This is a genomic window from Pantoea sp. B550 (assembly GCF_024158165.1).
In the GTDB taxonomy this organism is placed as follows: domain Bacteria; phylum Pseudomonadota; class Gammaproteobacteria; order Enterobacterales; family Enterobacteriaceae; genus Pantoea; species Pantoea alfalfae.
The window spans coordinates 569,246-586,972 of sequence record NZ_JAMYXI010000003.1 but is presented as its reverse complement, the minus strand read 5'-3'; the positions used below and the strand labels follow the sequence as shown (position 1 = coordinate 586,972).

The following is a 17,727-nucleotide window of genomic DNA, read 5'->3' as shown; positions in this document are numbered from 1 at the left end:
AACATCGTTCTGTTAGCGGAACAACACTCAGACCGAAACCGGTTTATCCTCAGGTTTCGGACTGCGAATCACAAACAGCACCAGGAAAGCCCCCAGCGCGGCGACACAACCCGCCAGCACAAAGGCGCTATCGAATTTACCGGTATGCTGAACAATAAAGCCGGTGACGATCGGCCCGATGATGCCGGAAAGGCTCCCCACCAGATGGATAAAGCCGCTGATGCTGCCGATACGACTTTTGTGCACCACATCCTGAATAATCGCCCAGTAGATCGCGCCGGTGATGTAGAGGAAGAAAATCGACACAGACATCATAATTACCGCAGGCACCACATCTTTTATCGTACCCGCCAGCGCCACACAAATTGCGGCGGCCAGCAGTGAGACCACCAGCACAATTTTGCGGGACAACAACAGCTTGCCGGTGATGTTAAAGATTTTATCGGAGATCCACCCACCCAGTGCCAGGCCAACGAAACCGACGATCCACGGGATCATGGTGGTGATGCTCATTGATTTGATATCCAGGCCGTGCGCCTGCACAAGGTAGGCCGGGAACCAGCTCAGGAAGAAGAACAGGATGTAGTTGTAGCAGAAGAAGGCAAATGCCGTGACCAGGATAATCGGCTGGCGCAGGTAGTAGCCAAACGGATGTGACGTTTCTGACAGGTCAACCTCATCATTCGGGCTGGTGGCTTTCAGGCGATCGATCAGCTGACGCTCTTTTTCGGTGACCAGTTTGCTCTTCGCCGGATTATCAGCGGCAAAGAAGAGCCAGAACGCCATCCATACCAGACCGATACAGCAGACGATCACAAAGGCCGGACGCCAGCCATAGGCCAGGGCCAGATAACCAATGATCGGGCCGGCGACTGCGCCACCTAAAGGTGACCCGGCACTAAGTAAACCCATCGCCGTGGCGGCCTGTTTCTTCGGGAACCAGCCATTAATCGCTTTGTTAGCCGAAGAGCAGATCGGGCCTTCAGCCATGCCGAACAGCACACGCAGGATCAGCAGCGACCAGAAGCCGGTGGCCAGCGCGGTCATGCCGCAGAAAATGGACCAGGCACCCACCGCCACGGCCAGTACGATTTTTGGACCATAGCGGTCAGTGGCAAGCCCGCCAAGGAAGTTAAACAGGGCATAGCCAAAGAAAAAGCTGCCGAAGATCATGCCAAACTGCTCAGCATTAATCGCCAGATCTTTCTCTACCAGCGGTACGGTCAGCGACAGGGCGACACGATCGAGGTAGTTAATCATGTAAACCAGGAACAGCAGCAAAACGAGGGTCCAGCGCAGATTCTTGAACATACAAACTCCGTGATCTGTTTTATCTTTATAGTCATGCCGGCGGGTACGCACCGGCTGAGGAGACCTGGTGTTCAGCGGATAATTAACCCATCTGAAGTATGACTTTGCAGCAGGTGCGCGGATCTTTTTCGAACAGGGTCATCGCGCGTTCAATTTCATGCAGCGGAAAGTAGTGAGTGACCAGCTTCTCTGGCTGGATTAACCCTTTTTCCATCCATTCGATCACCTGTGGGAAACGATTGCTGTTAAGACGTGAGGTAAACAGCGACAGCTCCTTACTGGTCAGGCTCTGCTGAGTAATGCTGCACGGCTCGCCGGAGAAGCCCAGCAGACCGATGCGCGCGGCGGGTGAGGCGAGGGCAGCTGCTTCAGCCAGAATGGTGGGATGGCACGCCGCGTCGATAATCAGCGTAGGCTGCACGCCCTCAAGTTGTGCCGCCAGCGGGATTTCGCTGTTATCGAACAGTTGATCGGCACCGCTCTGTTCTGCAAGTGCCAGCCTTTCCGGCAGGCGATCCACCACCATCACCTTTTTAACCTTATAGACGCCCTTCAGCACCTGAATCGCAGTAAGCCCCATCGGACCGGCGCCGTAAATCAGCGCCACATCGTCTGGCTGTGGCTTGAGAAACGCGGTGATATTGGCGGCAATAGTGAAAGGCTCAATCAGACTGGCGAGCCGATCGGGGATGCTGTCCGGCAGGGAAAAGGCATTTTTCGCCGGAGCCAGCGCAAACTCGCTGAAGCCGCCATCACGGTGCACGCCAATCACCTGCAGTGTGGTGCAGACATTGGGACGGCCTACCGAGCAGGGATAACAGCTGCCGCAGCTCACCACCGGATCCACCGCCACGCGGTCGCCCAGCCGGGCCGGATCAACACCGTCGCCCACCGCGTCAATCACGCCAAAAAACTCGTGACCAATCACTCGCGGATATTTGGCGAACGGGTTATGACCGTGCCAGATATGCACGTCCGATCCGCAGATGCTGGCATAGGCCACTTTAATACGGACTTCGCCCGCCGCGGGTTGTGGCCGTGGACGTTCAGCCACCACCAGTTCACCCGGCTGTTCAATAACAACGCTTTTCATCAGCTTCTCCTCACCAGTTCCACAGGGTGCCATCTTCAAGACGGGCAACCGGGAGATAGGCAGGTTCATAGGGATATTTCGACGCCAGTTTCTCGTTGAATTCAATGCCGAGACCGGGTTTGTCGCCTGGATGCATGTAGCCCTGGTCAAAGGTCCAGTTAGCCTCAAACAGCTCCATCATCTGTTCGGAGAAGCCCATGTACTCCTGCACACCGAAGTTCGGCACCCAGAGGTCAAAGTGCAGTGCAGCCGCCATGCAGATAGGGGAGAGATCAGAAGGACCGTGCGAGCCGGTGCGTACCTGATAGAGCGAGGCAAAATCAGCGATACGCCGCATACCGGTAATGCCGCCCGCATGCGTAATGGTGGTGCGGATGTAGTCGATCAGCTGTTCTTCAATCAGCTGCTTACAATCCCAGATGCTGTTGAACACTTCCCCCACGGCAATCGGCGTGACGGTATGCTGGCGGATCAGGCGGAAGCACTCCTGATTCTCAGCAGGCGTCGGATCTTCCATCCAGAACAGGCGATAATCTTCCACGCTCTTGCCAAAACGCGCCGCTTCGATTGGCGTCAGGCGATGATGCATGTCATGCAGCAAGTGCTCATCGAAACCAAACTTGTCACGGATGGCGGCGAACAGTTTCGGGGTGAAATCGAGGTATTTCTCGGTTGACCAGAGCTGCTCTTCGGGCCAGTTACCTTTAGTTGCAGGCTCATAGGCCAGACCTTTGCCTTTCGCCATGCCGTAGGTGGTTTTCATGCCCGGGACGCCGCACTGCGCGCGGATCGCTTTAAAGCCCAGCTCTTTGTGCTTCGCGTAGTCATCCATCACTTCATCAATGGAGTGGCCGGTGGTGTGGCAATAGACCATCACGCCGGTGCGTGATGCGCCACCCAGCAACTGATACACCGGCATATTGGCGGCTTTGCCTTTGATATCCCACAGTGCCATATCGACGGCCGAGATAGCGGACATGGTGACCGGGCCACGACGCCAGTAAGCGCCCTTGTAGAAATATTGCCAGATGTCTTCGATCTGATGCGCATCGCGGCCAATCAGCTGCGGGCAGACATGATCTTTCAGGTAGGAGGCGACCGGCAGCTCGCGGCCATTCAGCGTGGCATCACCCACGCCGGTCAGACCCTCATCGGTGGTGATTTTGAGTGTGACAAAGTTTCTGCCTGCGCAGGTTACAAATACTTCCGCCTTAACAATTTTCATCCTGGTTGCCTTTCAGTCAGCGTTCAATGACGAAAAAGTACGCGCTTTAATACTACCATACAAGTTAGTCTGGCAGAGTTGTGAAGCCAGTCACAGACTGTTTTCTGGGACGAAATGGGGTAATGAACTGGCGTATTATTTGGCGACAAAAAGGGCGGCGTGGTAGTAAAACGACGGGCGGCCAGCGTGAAAAAGGGGCTTTCGCCCTCTTAAGGTTATTGACAGCGTCTGCCCCTGCTGGCTGTAAGACCCAGCCGACGAAGGGAACACAGTCAGATCGGAAAGTCGCAAAAGCCGCCATCCCTGGCATGCTCGTCCCGCGTCGTCCCTGACGCGGGACGCTTTCCTCCTCTGCCCGTGTTCCCTACGCTTTAAGCTAATGCGTTGCTGCTAAATTCGTACAGCTGTGAGTTTGTCAGTAATCTGAAGGGGCTTTCGCCCCTGACCCATGCTCAGGAAAGGAGTTCACACTGTGGTGGCAGGCGACAGCTCAGCGCGCCCGCCATCACCTGAATCACGAATTCGCGCCCGGAGAGCGGTTCGCCATCAAGGTTAAAGGTCATCTCGTGCGGAGAGCGAATCGTAAGCGACTCCAGCTGCGTGGTGACGATGCCGGGATTGTCATCGTCGCCGGTCAGGGAGTGCAGCAGCGTCGGCAGCAGCTCCTGCGCGGTGACAACACTGACGTCCAGTCGGCCATCATTGATCAGGGCAGAAGGGCATAACCGCTGACCGCCGCCCGCCTGACGACCATTACCAATACCGATCACCAGCGCATCACCCTGCCAGGCGAAATCGGGGCCGCTGATCTCGCAGGTATCGGGTTTCAGGGTATCCATGCGCATCAGGCCGTGAATAAAGTAGGAGACGCCACCCAGCGCCGACTTCAGCTTTTCCGGCGTTTCAGTCGTGATACGGGTGCCAAACCCGCCGGTCGCCATATTGATGAAGTAGTGGCTCTGATTTACCCTGGCCAGATCGATGGCACTAGCTTTGCCCTGAATTGCCAGTCGCAGTGCCGGTTCCATCTCTTCCGGGATGCCGACGCTGGTGGCAAAATCGTTGGCGGTACCCAGCGGCAGGATGCCCAGCACCGGGCGATGATCCGCTTCAGAAGAAGCCAGCGCTGTCGCAATTTCATTGATGGTGCCATCGCCACCACCGGCCACCACGGTCGCGGCCTGCAGCGCAATGGCCTCTTTAACGTACCTGTCGCCGTCACCTTTTTCAAACGTGACACGCACCGCAATGTCGAAGCCTTCTTCACGCAGAGTCGTAATAGCTTCGCGCAGATCATCATTACCCGCGCCTTTCCCATTCAGGATGAGCAGCGTAAGCGGTTTATTATCCATTTTGCGTTCCTTGAAGATCTACAGAGTAAGAAGGGATTTATAACACAGCTGCCAGCAGTAAATTATTGGCGAAAGAGAGAAAAAAGAAAACCCGCACGGGGGAGCCGGGCGGGTAAATGAGGTGGTTCCTGGTAAATCTGCCGTTTGTTGTTACTCGTTAGCAGCAGGCGGGACTATAAAGCAGCGCTGCGCAGGGGTCTGTGATCCTGTTCTGATTTCCTCAAAATGTTTCCGTTGGTAAACGATTATGAGGGTCCCGGGTATCTTCACCGTGATCAAAATTGCGCAGCAGCAGTGCAAAACGCAGATCCACCTCCTCGGGCACCCGCAGCCAGACGCGATGGCCATCGCCCGGCGCAACTTCAGTGGGTTCGCCGCGCGCATTCTGCAGCGCGTCCAGCTGGCAATTCAGATTCCCTTGGGGCGTCATGATCTCCACGCTGTCGTGCAGCATAAACTTATTCTTCACCGCTACTTCAGCCCATTCGCCCCGGCGTTCGCCGGTGAATTCGCCGACAAACTGCTGGCGGTCGGACACCGAAAAGCCCTGCTGATAATTCTGGTAACTGTCGTGAGTGTGGCGGCGCAGGAAACCTTCGGTGTAGCCACGATGGGCCAGGCCTTCCAGCGTTAACAGCAGTGAGGGATCAAACGGCTTACCGGCCGCGGCATCATCAATCGCCCGGCGATAAACCTGGGCAGTGCGGGCGCAGTAGTAGTAGGACTTGGTGCGTCCCTCAATCTTCAGTGAATGTACGCCCATCTCGCTGAGCCGCTCCACGTGCGCCACTGCGCGCAGATCCCGCGAGTTCATGATGTAGGTGCCGTGTTCATCTTCGAACGCACTCATCACCTCGCCGGGCTTCATCTTCTCTTCCAGCAGAAATACCTTGTCGGTGGGCTGACCGATGCCCAGCGTGGGCGTCACATCCTGTACCGGAATAGGCTCATGACTACCGACGATATTCCCCACTTCATCCTGCTGGCCTTCCGCCACTTTATACTCCCAGCGGCAGGCGTTGGTGCAGGTGCCCTGATTCGGATCGCGTTTGTTCATATAGCCCGACAGCAGACAGCGACCGGAATAAGCCATACAGAGCGCACCATGAACAAAGACTTCCAGCTCCATCTCCGGCACCTGCTGGCGGATCTCAGCGATCTCCTCCAGTGACAGCTCGCGTGACAGAATCACCCGGCTCAGCCCCATCTGCTGCCAGAATTTTACCGTGGCCCAGTTGACCGCATTGGCCTGCACCGACAGGTGAATCGGCATCGTCGGGAAAGCCTCACGTACCAGCATGATCAGGCCGGGATCGGACATGATCAGCGCGTCGGGCTGCATCGCCACCACCGGCGTTAAGTCACGAATAAAGGTTTTCAGCTTGGCGTTGTGGGGCGCAATGTTCACCACCACGTAGAATTTTTTACCCAGCGCGTGCGCTTCATTAATGCCCAGTGCGAGATTCTCGTGGGTAAATTCGTTGTTGCGCACGCGCAGGCTGTAGCGTGGCTGGCCGGCATAGACGGCATCGGCACCATAAGCGAAGGCGTAACGCATGTTCTTCAGCGTGCCGGCGGGGGAAAGCAGTTCGGGTTTCATGATGTTCTCACTGATGTCAGGTCAGTATGCCGCCTTAAGCGGCAGAAGCAGAGCCGTTAAGCCCTGCAAAAGGTGCGGAATTGTAGGCAGTGAGAAAAGGGAAGTAAATTGATCGGGATCAAACTAGATCAAATGACAGGCATCGGCTTCCCAGCGATAGCCCATGCCGTAAACGGCACGGATAAAGGGTTGCTCGCTGTCGAGATTCTCCAGCTTGCGCCGCAGATTCTTGATATGGCTGTCGATGGTGCGATCCGTGACCACGCGATAGTCATCATAGAGATGGTTGAGCAGCTGTTCGCGTGAAAAGACCTTGCCCGGCTCCAGCGACAGGGTTTTCAGCAGCCGGAACTCCGCCGGGGTAAGATCCAGCGGCTTTTCACGCCAGCTGGCGAAGAATCGGCTCTCATCAACCCGCAGTAACGAGGCGCTCTGCGGCTCCTCCGTCGACCGTTTTATCCGGCGCAGGATTGTTTTGACCCGCGCCACCACTTCACGCGGGCTGAAGGGTTTACAGATGTAGTCATCCGCGCCCAGCTCCAGCCCCAGCAGCCGATCAATCTCCTCGGTGCGGGCGGTGACCATAATAATCGGCAGCTCGGAATGGCGACGGATTTCACGGCACAGCGTTAAACCGTCGGTGCCTGGCAGCATTAAATCCAGCAGCATCAGGTCGGGTGGCGTCTGGCGCACGTAATCCAGTACCGCGTTGCCGTCGGCGATGTGATGGGTACGGTAGTTCGAAGCGTGCAGATAATCGATCATCAGCTGCGCCAGTTTCGGCTCATCTTCGACCACCAGAATCAGCGGGTCATGGTTTTCCTGGCTCATAAGCGTTTACACAGGGGGAACATAGCGCAAGTGTAGCGCGATTTTCAGTCCACCTAAATCAGAGTGCGTCGCATGAATATCGCCGCCGTGGGCGTCTGCGATATTTTTACAGATGGCCAGGCCCAGGCCCGAACCGCCGCTGGCGCGATTGCGCGAGCCTTCGGTGCGGAAAAAGCGCTCAAAAATCTGCACCTGATGTTCTCTGTCAACGCCGGGTGCGCTGTCATCAAACTCAATATGCCAGTGAGGGGCTTCATACTTCAGCGTCACTTCAACCCGGCCACCGCTGTCAGTGTAGCGCAGGCTGTTCTCCAGCAGATTCGTGAACAACTGCATCAGGCGGTCGGGATCGCCAAAGAAGGGAGCGTTGTCGGGTAAATTCAGCTTCAGCGTCAGGCCATGCGCGCGGTAGCGCTCGGCAAAGCTGCCCGCCGTTACTTCCAGCAGTTGCACCAGATCGGTCGCCTGCTTGCGGTAGGCGAGGGCACCCACGTCCGACAGCGACAGCTGATGCAGGTCTTCGACCAGCTTGGTCAGCACCACCACTTCACTCTGGAGTGAGGCGATCGCGTCTGGCGTCAGTTTGCGTACGCCATCCTGCATCGCTTCCAGTTCACCGCGCAGGATTGCCAGGGGCGTGCGCAGCTCGTGGGAGATATCGGCCATAAAGGCGCGGCGCATGCTTTCGTTTTTCTCCAGCGAACTGGCCAGCAGGTTAAAGTCACCGGCCAGCTGGCCAAGCTCATCCCGGCTGCTGACCTCAACGCGGGTGGCAAAATTACCAGCCGCCAGATGATGCGTGCCATCGACCAGCCGCTTGACCGGCGCCAGCAGGCCACGCGCCATCAGCCAGGTCGCCAGCGCCGCCAGCAGCGTTGACAGCCCCACGATAATCCAGCTGGTGCGCCGCTGCTGTTGATCAAAATTAATGTCGGTACTGCGCGTCAGCCGCTCCGGCGGCGAGCCGATGACCCAGCCGACTACTTTGCCGGTGCTGGTGGTAATGTTGCGGCGCGTCCCCTCCGGCGGCACCGGCGCACGCGGCCCGACCATCACTTTATATTGTTGATCGAGGATCCAGAACTGGGTGCGCCAGCCGTGTGGCGGCAACTGGCTGTTGCTGTCGGGATTCTGCTCCAGTGAGCGCAGCATGGTGAAGACCAGCCGATCGTTGTGGCGTAAAAAATCCCAGTTCCCATGCTGCTCATACTGATCGGCCAGCGCATCGCTGAGCAGATTTAACCGCTGCTCATTGCCGCGCTTAATGTAGTCGACAAAGCCGTGTTCGAAACTGAGGCGAACGCCCCAGTGCATAGTGATCAGCACCAGCATGCAGGTGGCGAAAATCGCCATAAACAGTTTGGCCCCGATTCCCAGGCGCAGGTTAACACTCATTTTTTTCTCCGGCGTCGCAGATCAACGTTGGTACTCACCTGTGGCGGAACGCGCCAGAACACCAGCGCGGGCAGGATGATAATCAGCGACATGCAAAGGTAGGTATAAATAAACATCTGGTGTTCCGCTGGGCTGTTTGCCGTACTCTGCTGGGCAAACGCGCCCAGCAGCAGCCCGGCCACGGTGACGCCAATACTCATCGACAGCTGCATAATCATCGACAGCAGGCTGTTACCGCTGGAGGCCAGCTCATCGGGCAACTCCTTCAGCGTCAGGGTATTCATCGAAGAGAAGCGGATGGCGTTGACCATACCCTGCAGAAACAGCACCAGCGGCAGCAGCCAGACCCAACCCATGAGCGCCACCAGCGGGAACAACAGGACCACCAGCGCCAGCGCTACGGTCGACATCACCAGCACATTACGGTAGCCATAGAGATTGACGATGCGCACCACAATGCGCTTCATCCCCATATTCCCCAGCACCATCGGAATCATCATCAGACCGGCGTGAAACGGGCTGTAGCCCATGCCGAGCTGCAGAAAAATGGGCGTCATAAAGGGCAGCATGCCGCTGCCGATGCGGCCGGTAAAACTGCCGAGCAGGCCAATAGAGTAAACGCGATGATCAAACAACTTCAGGCTGAACAGGGCGTTATCATTTCCGCGCGCATGCATCAGGTAAAACAGCAGAGAGAAAATGCCAGTGAGGATCATGGCCCCCAGCAGCAACGGCGAACCGCCGCTGCTGCGCTGACCATCCAGCGCCAGTGTCAGGGTAGCCATACCGGCGGCCAGCAGAATAAAACCACCGAAATCAAAGCGGCGCGTCTGCATGCTGTAGTTGGGCATCAGCATCAGGGTGGCGATAGCGCCTGCGATACCGACCGGAATATTAATCAGAAAGATCCAGTGCCAGCTGGCGTACTCGACCAGCACACCGCCCAACGCCGGACCCAGCAGCGGACCAATCTGGCCAGGCAGGGTCACAAAGGTCATGGCGGACATATACTGTTCTCGCGGCACGATTTTCATCACCGTCAGGCGACCCACCGGCACCATCATGGCCCCGCCAATCCCCTGAACCACGCGCGACAGCACCAGCTGATCCAGCGTGCCGGACAGGGCGCACAGTAGCGAACCCAGGCTGAACAGCACAATCGCGCAGAAGAAGATGTTGCGCACGCCAAAGCGATCCGCCAGCCAGCCGCTGACCGGCAGCATCACGGCCACCGTCAGCACGTAATAGACGATCACCGAGTGCATGTGCAGCGGGCTGACGCCCAGGTCGTGTGCCATCGACGGGATCGCGGTATTGACGATGGTGGTATCCAGCGTCTGCATAAAGAAACCGATGGCAACAATCCACAGTTGCCAGCGGACGTTAGTGCTTTGCGTAGTCATCAATCCCCCCGATCAAGGCGTCACATTCCCCGTCTGTCGCCGCCAGACCCATTACGGCTGCTGCGCAGCGGCCAGCGGGCGTTTTCTGCGCCGCAGCTTATCCATCATTAAATAGACGACCGGCGTCGTGAAGAGCGTCAGCAGCTGACTCATCACCAGTCCGCCCGCGATGGTAATCCCCAGCGGCTGGCGCAGTTCAGCACCGTCGCCGCTGCTCAGCACCAGCGGTAGCGCGCCAAACAGCGCCGCCAGCGTGGTCATCATAATGGGCCGGAAGCGTAACAGGCAGGCCTGGAATATCGCCTCGCGCGCGCTGAGCTGGCCGTTTCGCTCTGCCTCCAGTGCAAAGTCGACCATCATGATGGCGTTCTTTTTCACAATGCCGATGAGCAGCAGAATCCCGATCAGCGCAATCAGGCTGAAGGGCGTATCAAACAGTTCCAGTGCCAGCAGCGCGCCGACACCCGCCGAAGGCAGGGTAGAGAGGATCGTCAGCGGATGGACATAGCTCTCATAGAGGATCCCCAGCACGATATAGACCGCCGCTATCGCCGCCAGCATCAGCCAGAGCTGGCTGCTCTGCGACTGCTGAAACACCTGCGCGGTTCCGGCAAAGCTGCCGCGCACGCTGGAGGGCACGCCAATCGCGGTCATGGTGCGTTCAATTGCCTCCGATGCCTGCGACAGCGACACACCTTCCGGCAGGTTGAATGAGATGGTCGAGGCGGCAGACAGCCCTTCATGATTGACCGAGAGTGGTGCATTCGCGGGCTGCCAGTGGGCGAACCACGACAGCGGAATCGCTTTACCTTCGCTGTTTATCACGAACATCTGCGACAGGGCGCTGATATCCTGGGTGTAGCGTGGATCGACCTCCATCACCACTTTGTACTGGTTAAGCGGCTGGTAGATGGTGGAGATCTGACGCTGACCAAAGGCGTTATTCAGCAGGGCATTGGCCTGAGAGACATCGATGCCGAGCCGCGCCATGCTTTCCCGGTCATAGGTCAGCGCCATCTCGCTGCCTTTATCCTGCTGATCGGAGTTCACATCCGCCAGCTGCGGCAGGGCAGAGAACGCCTCGCGAATTTTCGGCTCCCACGTCCGCAGCGCGGCGAGATCGTCCGATAGCAGCGAATACTGATAACCGGCATTCGACTCCCGGCCACCTGCGCGCAGATCCTGCACCGCATTCAGATAGAGGCTGGCACCCGGCTCTTTCGCCAGCTTTGTACGCAACCGGGCGATGATCTCCACGGCACTCTCTTTGCGCTCTGACAGCGGCTTCAGTGAGATAAACATGGAGCCACTGTTGGTGCGCATGCCACCGGTAAAGCCCACCACGCTGTCTACAGCGGGATCGGCACCGACGATCTCCATAAAATCCTGCAGTTTACTGCGCATCGCCTGAAACGAAATGCTCTGGTCAGCAGAGATAAAGCCGGAGAGTCGCCCGGTATCCTGTTCCGGCATAAAGGTTTTCGGGATATGAACAAACAGCCAGCCGGTCAGGAAGATGGTGGCGAAAAACAGCAGCATGACCCAGCGTGCATGGTTCAATACCACGTTAAGCGAGCGACCATAACCCTGCTGAAGCGCCATCAGCAGCCGGCCTGCGCCGCGGCGACGGGGCTGGCTGCGCGGCCCGTGGGGCTTCAGCAGATACGCGCACATCATCGGTGTCAGGGTGATGGAGATAAACAGCGAGATGATGATAGACACCGACAGCGTAATGGCAAACTCAGAGAAGAAACGGCCAATCAGGCCGCCGATCATCAGCAGCGGCAGGAACACGGCAACCAGCGACAGGCTCATCGACAGCACGGTAAAGCCGACTTCCCGTACCCCTTTCAGCGCGGCGGCCAGCGGTTTCATGCCCGCTTCGACATGGCGGGCAATGTTCTCCAGCACTACGATTGCATCATCCACCACAAAGCCGGTGGCGATAGTGAGCGCCATCAGCGACAGGTTATTCAGGCTGAAGCCGCACAGGTACATCGCGGCAAAGGTGCCGATCAGCGAAACCGGCACGGCGACGGCGGGGATCAGCGTGGCACGCCCCGAGCGCAGGAAAACAAACACCACCAGGATCACCAGCGCCACGGCGATTAACAGAGACTGCTCCACTTCATGCAGCGAGGCGCGAATGGTGGGCGATCGATCCTGAGCAATCTGCAGATCGATGGCGGCCGGGATCACCTCATGCAGCAGCGGCATTTCGGCACGGATCCGGTCAACCGTATCGATGACGTTGGCTTCAGGCGTTTTGCGGATCAGCAGCAGCACCGCGGGTTTACCGCGCGACATCCCGGCGTTACGCACGTCCTGCACCGAATCCTCGACGGTCGCCACATCGGACAGCTTCACCGCTGCACCGTTTTTGTAATGCACCACCAGCGGCTGATACTCACGGGCGGTCTGCAGCGCGTCATTGGTACGCAACTGCCAGCGCTGCTGCGCGTCATCCAGTGCGCCCTGCGGCCGACGCTGGTTGGCGTTCGAGATCGCGGTGCGCACCGCATCCAGCGACACGCCCTGATTAAACAGCGCCTGCGGATTGAGCGCCACACGCACCGCAGGCAACGAACTGCCGCCCACGGTGACGTCGCCCACGCCCTCGATCTGCGACAGCTTTTGTGCCAGCTGGGTCGAGGCGTAATCATAGAGCTGACCAGGATTGTAGGTATCCGAGGTCAGCGTCATGATCATAATTGGCGCATCAGAAGGATTTACTTTGCGATAGGTGGGACGCGACGGCATGCCTGTGGGCAGCAGGCTCTGCGCCGCATTGATCGCGGCCTGCACATCGCGCGCCGCGCCATTGATATCGCGATCAAAATCGAACACCAGAATGATGCGGGTGCTGCCCAGCGAACTGGTGGAGGTCATTTCACTGACGCCCGCGATGCGTCCCAGCGAGCGCTCCAGCGGCGTGGCCACCGACGACGCCATAATCTCCGGTGAGGCACCCGGCAGTGATGCCGAGATGACAATCACCGGGAAATCGACCTGCGGCAGCGGTGCTACCGGTAGCAGCCGGAAACCCAGCATGCCCGCCAGGGCGATGGCCAGCGTCAGCAGGGTCGTCGCGACGGGCCGGTTGATGAACAGGGCAAAAAACTTCACTCTGCGGCCTCCGTGCGGCCAAAGCGGCGACGGGTGGCGTGCGCCAGACGATCAAACAGCAGGTAGATCACCGGCGTGGTGAACAGCGTCAGCACCTGGCTCAGAATCAGCCCGCCGACCATGGCAATGCCCAGCGGATGGCGCAGCTCAGCACCGACGCCGGTGCTGAGCATCAGCGGCAGCGCGCCGAGCAGGGCGGCCAGCGTGGTCATCAGAATCGGGCGAAAGCGCAGCAGGCAGGCCTGATAGATGGCATCAACAGGCTTCATACCCTGTTCACGCTCCGCCGCCAGCGCAAAGTCGATCATCATGATGGCGTTCTTTTTCACGATGCCGATTAGCAGGATGATGCCGATAATCGCCACAATATCCAGTTCATTGCCGCTGAGCATCAGCGCCAGCAGCGCGCCAACACCCGCGGTAGGCAGCGTCGAGAGAATGGTGATCGGGTGAATAAAGCTCTCATAAAGCACGCCCAGCACGATGTACATCGCCACAATGGCCGCCACCATCAGCCAGACCGTGCTGCCGAGCGCCGCCTCAAAGGCCAGCGTGCTGCCCTGGAACTGGGTCATCAGTTCGGCAGGCATGCCAAGCTGCGCTTCTGCCTGTGAGACGGCTTTTACCGCATCTTCCAGCGAATAGCCGTCAGCCACGTTGAACGAGAAGGTCGCCGACGGGAACTGGTCGAGATGGTTAATACTCAGCGGCGTGTGGCGCTGCTCGATACGGGCAATGGCACTTAGCGGCACGCTGCCGCCGTCGCTGCTGTTCAGGCGAATAGCATCCAGACTCGCCAGACCTGGCGTGGCGTTATTATCCTGCTCCAGCACTACACGATACTGATTCGCCTGCGTATAGATGGTTGAGATGAGCCGCTGCCCAAAGGCGTTATAGAGCGCGTTATCGACGTCCGCCATGCTGATGCCAAGCCGGCTGGCACTGTCGCGGTCCACGTTGACATAGGCTTCCAGCCCCTGATCCTGCCAGTCACTGCTGACATCGCGCAGCTGTGGCAGGGTGCTGAGCCGGGTAAGCAGGGCCGGAACCCAGGTGCTGAGCGACGATAGTGAACCCGATTGCAGCGTGAACTGATAAGGCGTGCGGCTCGCCTGGGTATCAATAGTGAGATCCTGCACCGCCTGCAGCCACAGCTGCACGCCCGGTACCTCACTGACCTGCTGTTGCAGGCGCTGCTGAATGGCAGGAATGCGGTCGTCGCGTTGATCCAGCGGTTTGAGGTTGATCTGCAGCCGCGCGCTGTTCAGCGAGGCATTGGTGCCATCTACGCCGACAAACGAGGTCATGCTCTCAACCGCCGGATCTTTCATGATAATGGAGGCAACATCGCGGGTGCGCTGCGCCATACTGGCGTAGGAGACCGACTGCGGAGCCTGGAGCGTACCCTGAATAATGCTGTTGTCCTGCTGCGGGAAGAAGCCTTTCGGGATCACCATCCACAGCAGCAGCGTCAGGACCAGCATGCCCAGCGCCACCGACAGCGTCAGCCAGGGGTGATTCAGCACCCGGCTCAGGCCACGACCGTAGGTGGCGACGATACGATCAAACATCGCTTCACTGGCCCGCGAAAAGCGGTTCTGTTTGCGCAGCGACTCCGCGCTCAGCATCCTGGCGCACATCATCGGCGTCAGGGTCAGTGACACCACCGCTGAAATCAGAATCGCCACCGCCAGCGTGACGGCAAATTCACGGAACAGGCGGCCAATTACGTCGCCCATAAACAGCAGCGGAATCAGCACCGCAATCAGTGAGAAGGTGAGGGAGATAATGGTAAAGCCAATTTCCCCGGCCCCTTTCAGTGCGGCGGTCAGCGGTTTTTCCCCTTTCTCGATATAGCGTGAGATGTTCTCAATCACCACGATGGCATCATCGACCACAAAGCCGGTGGCGATGGTCAGCGCCATCAGCGTCAGGTTGTTAATGGAAAAGCCAAGGAAATACATCGCTGCAAAGGTACCGATCAGCGAAAGCGGTACGGCCACCGCCGGGATCAGCGTGGCGGGTACGTTGCGCAGAAACAGATAAATGATCATCACGACCAGCGCCATCGCCAGCATCAGCTCAAACTGTGTGTCGTTGACCGAAGCGCGAATATTGGTGGTGCGGTCGGTGAGCAGTTTAACGTCTACCGACTTTGGCAGGGCGGCGGTCAGGGCGGGCAACATGGCACGGATATTATCTGCCGTGGCGATGATATTGGCACCAGGCTGACGCTGAACGTTGAGCACAATCGCCGCATCGCGGTTGGCCCAGGCACCGAGCCAGCTGTTTTCTGCTCCCTGCTCAATGGTTGCCACATCCCCCAGTCGTACCGGCGCACCATTTTTATAGCTGATGATAAGCTGGCGATAGTCTTCCGCCGACTTCATCTGGTCATTGGCTGACAGAGTGACGGAGCGGGTCGGGCCATCCAGGCTCCCTTTAGCCGAATTGACGTTGGCATTGCTGATCGCGGTCCGCACCGTTTCGCTGGTCAGACCCAGCGCCGCCAGCGCCTGCGCATTCATCTTCACCCGCACCGCCGGACGCTGACCGCCCGACAGCGTCACCAGTCCGACGCCGCTGACCTGAGAGATTTTCTGTGCGACGCGCGTTTCCACCATGTCCTGCACCTGCGTCAGCGGCATGCTGCGGGTGGTAACGGCCAGCGTCATGATCGGCGGATCGGCAGGGTTCACTTTGCTGTAGACCGGCGGATTAGGCAGATCGTTGGGCAGCAGATTGGTAGCTGAGTTAATGGCTGCCTGCACCTCCTGTTCTGCCACATCCAGCGGCAGCGTCAGCTGGAACTGCAGCGTCACTACCGAGGCACCGCCGGAGCTTTGCGACGCCATCTGTTTCAGGCCAGACATCTGACCAAACTGACGCTCAAGCGGGGCAGTAATCGATGAGGTGACCACATCCGGGCTGGCACCCGGATAGAGCGTGACGACCTGGATGGTCGGATAGTCGACTTCGGGCAGCGCCGAGACCGGCAGGAAGCGGTAGCCCAGTATCCCGGCCAGCAAAATCGCAATCATCAACAGCGTGGTGGCAACCGGGCGCAGAATAAACTGGCGTGACGGCCCGCCACTGTGATCGGGAGGCATGACCTGCATTACTCACGCTCTCCTTTTGACGGCAGGGTCGCGCGGGTGGCGCGCGGAGCATTGCTCTGCGGCGCGACCACCTCAACTTTCGCGCCTTCGGTCAGGCGATCCAGCCCGTCTGTCACTACGCGTTCACCCGCCTCCAGACCGGCGCTGATCACCACTTTCTCACTGTCCTGCAGACCAGCAATTACGCTTTTTTTGCTGACCTTATTGTCACTGTTCACCACCCAGACAAAGTGGCCTTCGTTGCCCATCTGCAATGCGGCAGGCGGAATGACCACTGCATCCTGCAGGGTGTTGACCTTCAGCCGCACATTGACGAACTGGTTAGGGAACAGCGTATCGTCCTGATTATCAAAACGCGCTTTGATTTTGATGGTGCCGGTGGTGACATCAATCTGGTTATCCAGGCTCAGCAGTTTGCCGCTGGCGATCAGATTCTGATTACTGCGATCCCAGGCCTCAACCAATAGCGGCAGGCCGCTTTTCTGCGCCTGCAGAATGGAACTGATGCTGTTTTCTGCCAGGGTAAAAACCACATCAATCGGGTGCGTCTGGGTGATCACCACGATACCGGAGGTGTCGCCGCTGGTGACATAGTTGCCAACATCCACCTGTTTCAGCCCGACCCGGCCAGCAATCGGCGCGGTGATCCGGCTGTAGGTCAGGTTGAGCTGCGCACTGGCAACGCCGCCCTCATCCGCTTTCAGGGTGCCGAGTGTTTCACTCACCAGTGAGCGCTGAGTGTCCAGCTCCTGTTGTGACACCAGCGAGGTTTTTGCCAGCTTCTCGAAGCGCGCCAGGTCACGACGGGCATTCGCCAGCGTCGCCTGATCTTTCGCCAGCTGGCCCTGAGCCTGGGTTAACGCCACCTGATAAGGCCGCGGGTCGACTTCTGCCAGGAGATCGCCTGCGTTCACCTGCTGGCCTTCGGTGAAGTGGATCGCCAGCAGGTCGCCATTGACCCGACTGCGCACCGTGGCGGTGTTAGCGGCGGTCACCGTTCCCAGTCCGCTGAGAAATTGCGGCACGCTCTGGCGAGTGGCGGTTGCGGCCTGAACCGGTGCGAGGGGACGACGCGCGCCATCACCGCCGCCTTTACCGCCACGTGGCGCTGGCGAATCCGTCTGGCTGCTGCTCTGCGGCTGGGCATTGCGTTGCCAGGCATAGTAGCCGCCAGCGGCCACGGCGATCAGGGCCAGCACGATCAGGGTTTTTTTCATAACAGGATGTCGGGTGCTCATGATTGTTGATGCTCTCCAGCAGTGACGTAGTCCC

Annotated in this window: 11 protein-coding genes; all 11 read right to left on the bottom strand. The window is 58.4% G+C overall.

Annotated features, from left to right (window positions below):
• Positions 1-27: 27 nt before the first annotated feature.
• The gene (locus NIM72_RS05800; RefSeq protein WP_222925228.1) at positions 28-1,311 is read right to left on the bottom strand and encodes an MFS transporter; all 1,284 of its coding nucleotides are present in this window, start codon (positions 1,309-1,311) and stop codon (positions 28-30) included.
• Positions 1,312-1,393: 82 nt separating this feature from the next.
• A complete protein-coding gene (locus NIM72_RS05795; protein ID WP_222925229.1) occupies positions 1,394-2,404 on the bottom strand; it encodes a Zn-dependent oxidoreductase in 1,011 nt (336 codons plus the stop codon).
• A gap of 10 nt (positions 2,405-2,414) precedes the next feature.
• Positions 2,415-3,629 carry a D-mannonate dehydratase ManD gene (gene manD / locus NIM72_RS05790; RefSeq protein ID WP_161732254.1) on the bottom strand — a complete coding sequence of 405 codons (1,215 nt, stop codon included), beginning with the start codon at positions 3,627-3,629 and terminating at the stop codon, positions 2,415-2,417.
• A gap of 452 nt (positions 3,630-4,081) precedes the next feature.
• Entirely contained in the window at positions 4,082-4,981 is a 900-nt protein-coding gene (yegS, locus tag NIM72_RS05785) for a lipid kinase YegS (protein ID WP_161732256.1), read from the bottom strand.
• Positions 4,982-5,201: 220 nt separating this feature from the next.
• Positions 5,202-6,584, bottom strand: coding sequence for a tRNA 5-hydroxyuridine modification protein YegQ (gene yegQ, locus NIM72_RS05780; RefSeq protein ID WP_222925464.1), 1,383 nt, complete (start codon positions 6,582-6,584; stop codon positions 5,202-5,204).
• Positions 6,585-6,704: 120 nt separating this feature from the next.
• Complete coding sequence (baeR, locus tag NIM72_RS05775) at positions 6,705-7,412, bottom strand: two-component system response regulator BaeR (protein WP_161732258.1); 708 nt, start codon at positions 7,410-7,412, stop codon at positions 6,705-6,707.
• A gap of 6 nt (positions 7,413-7,418) precedes the next feature.
• On the bottom strand, positions 7,419-8,807 hold the full coding sequence (gene baeS, locus NIM72_RS05770; RefSeq protein WP_161732260.1) for a two-component system sensor histidine kinase BaeS: 1,389 nt from the start codon (positions 8,805-8,807) through the stop codon (positions 7,419-7,421).
• Positions 8,804-10,210, bottom strand: coding sequence for an MFS transporter (locus tag NIM72_RS05765; RefSeq protein ID WP_222925230.1), 1,407 nt, complete (start codon positions 10,208-10,210; stop codon positions 8,804-8,806). The genes baeS and NIM72_RS05765 overlap by 4 nt, the downstream gene beginning before the upstream one ends.
• A 51-nt stretch (positions 10,211-10,261) precedes the next feature.
• Positions 10,262-13,336, bottom strand: coding sequence for a multidrug efflux RND transporter permease subunit MdtC (mdtC, locus tag NIM72_RS05760; RefSeq protein ID WP_253419310.1), 3,075 nt, complete (start codon positions 13,334-13,336; stop codon positions 10,262-10,264).
• Entirely contained in the window at positions 13,333-16,455 is a 3,123-nt protein-coding gene (locus NIM72_RS05755) for an MdtB/MuxB family multidrug efflux RND transporter permease subunit (RefSeq protein WP_253419307.1), read from the bottom strand. The genes mdtC and NIM72_RS05755 overlap by 4 nt, the downstream gene beginning before the upstream one ends.
• On the bottom strand, positions 16,455-17,693 hold the full coding sequence (locus tag NIM72_RS05750) for an MdtA/MuxA family multidrug efflux RND transporter periplasmic adaptor subunit (protein ID WP_161732268.1): 1,239 nt from the start codon (positions 17,691-17,693) through the stop codon (positions 16,455-16,457). The genes NIM72_RS05755 and NIM72_RS05750 overlap by 1 nt, the downstream gene beginning before the upstream one ends.
• Positions 17,694-17,727: the final 34 nt, after the last annotated feature.

Excerpts from the sequence above, each read along its gene's own strand:
- NIM72_RS05765 (WP_222925230.1), bottom strand. The coding sequence starts at position 10,210 with ATGACTACGCAAAGCACTAACGTCCGCTGGCAACTGTGGATTGTTGCC.
- NIM72_RS05755 (WP_253419307.1), bottom strand. The coding sequence starts at position 16,455 with ATGCAGGTCATGCCTCCCGATCACAGTGGCGGGCCGTCACGCCAGTTT.
- NIM72_RS05795 (WP_222925229.1), bottom strand. The coding sequence starts at position 2,404 with ATGAAAAGCGTTGTTATTGAACAGCCGGGTGAACTGGTGGTGGCTGAA.
- baeS (WP_161732260.1), bottom strand. The coding sequence starts at position 8,807 with ATGAGTGTTAACCTGCGCCTGGGAATCGGGGCCAAACTGTTTATGGCG.
- NIM72_RS05750 (WP_161732268.1), bottom strand. The coding sequence starts at position 17,693 with ATGAGCACCCGACATCCTGTTATGAAAAAAACCCTGATCGTGCTGGCC.
- NIM72_RS05800 (WP_222925228.1), bottom strand. The coding sequence starts at position 1,311 with ATGTTCAAGAATCTGCGCTGGACCCTCGTTTTGCTGCTGTTCCTGGTT.
- yegS (WP_161732256.1), bottom strand. The coding sequence starts at position 4,981 with ATGGATAATAAACCGCTTACGCTGCTCATCCTGAATGGGAAAGGCGCG.
- manD (WP_161732254.1), bottom strand. The coding sequence starts at position 3,629 with ATGAAAATTGTTAAGGCGGAAGTATTTGTAACCTGCGCAGGCAGAAAC.
- baeR (WP_161732258.1), bottom strand. The coding sequence starts at position 7,412 with ATGAGCCAGGAAAACCATGACCCGCTGATTCTGGTGGTCGAAGATGAG.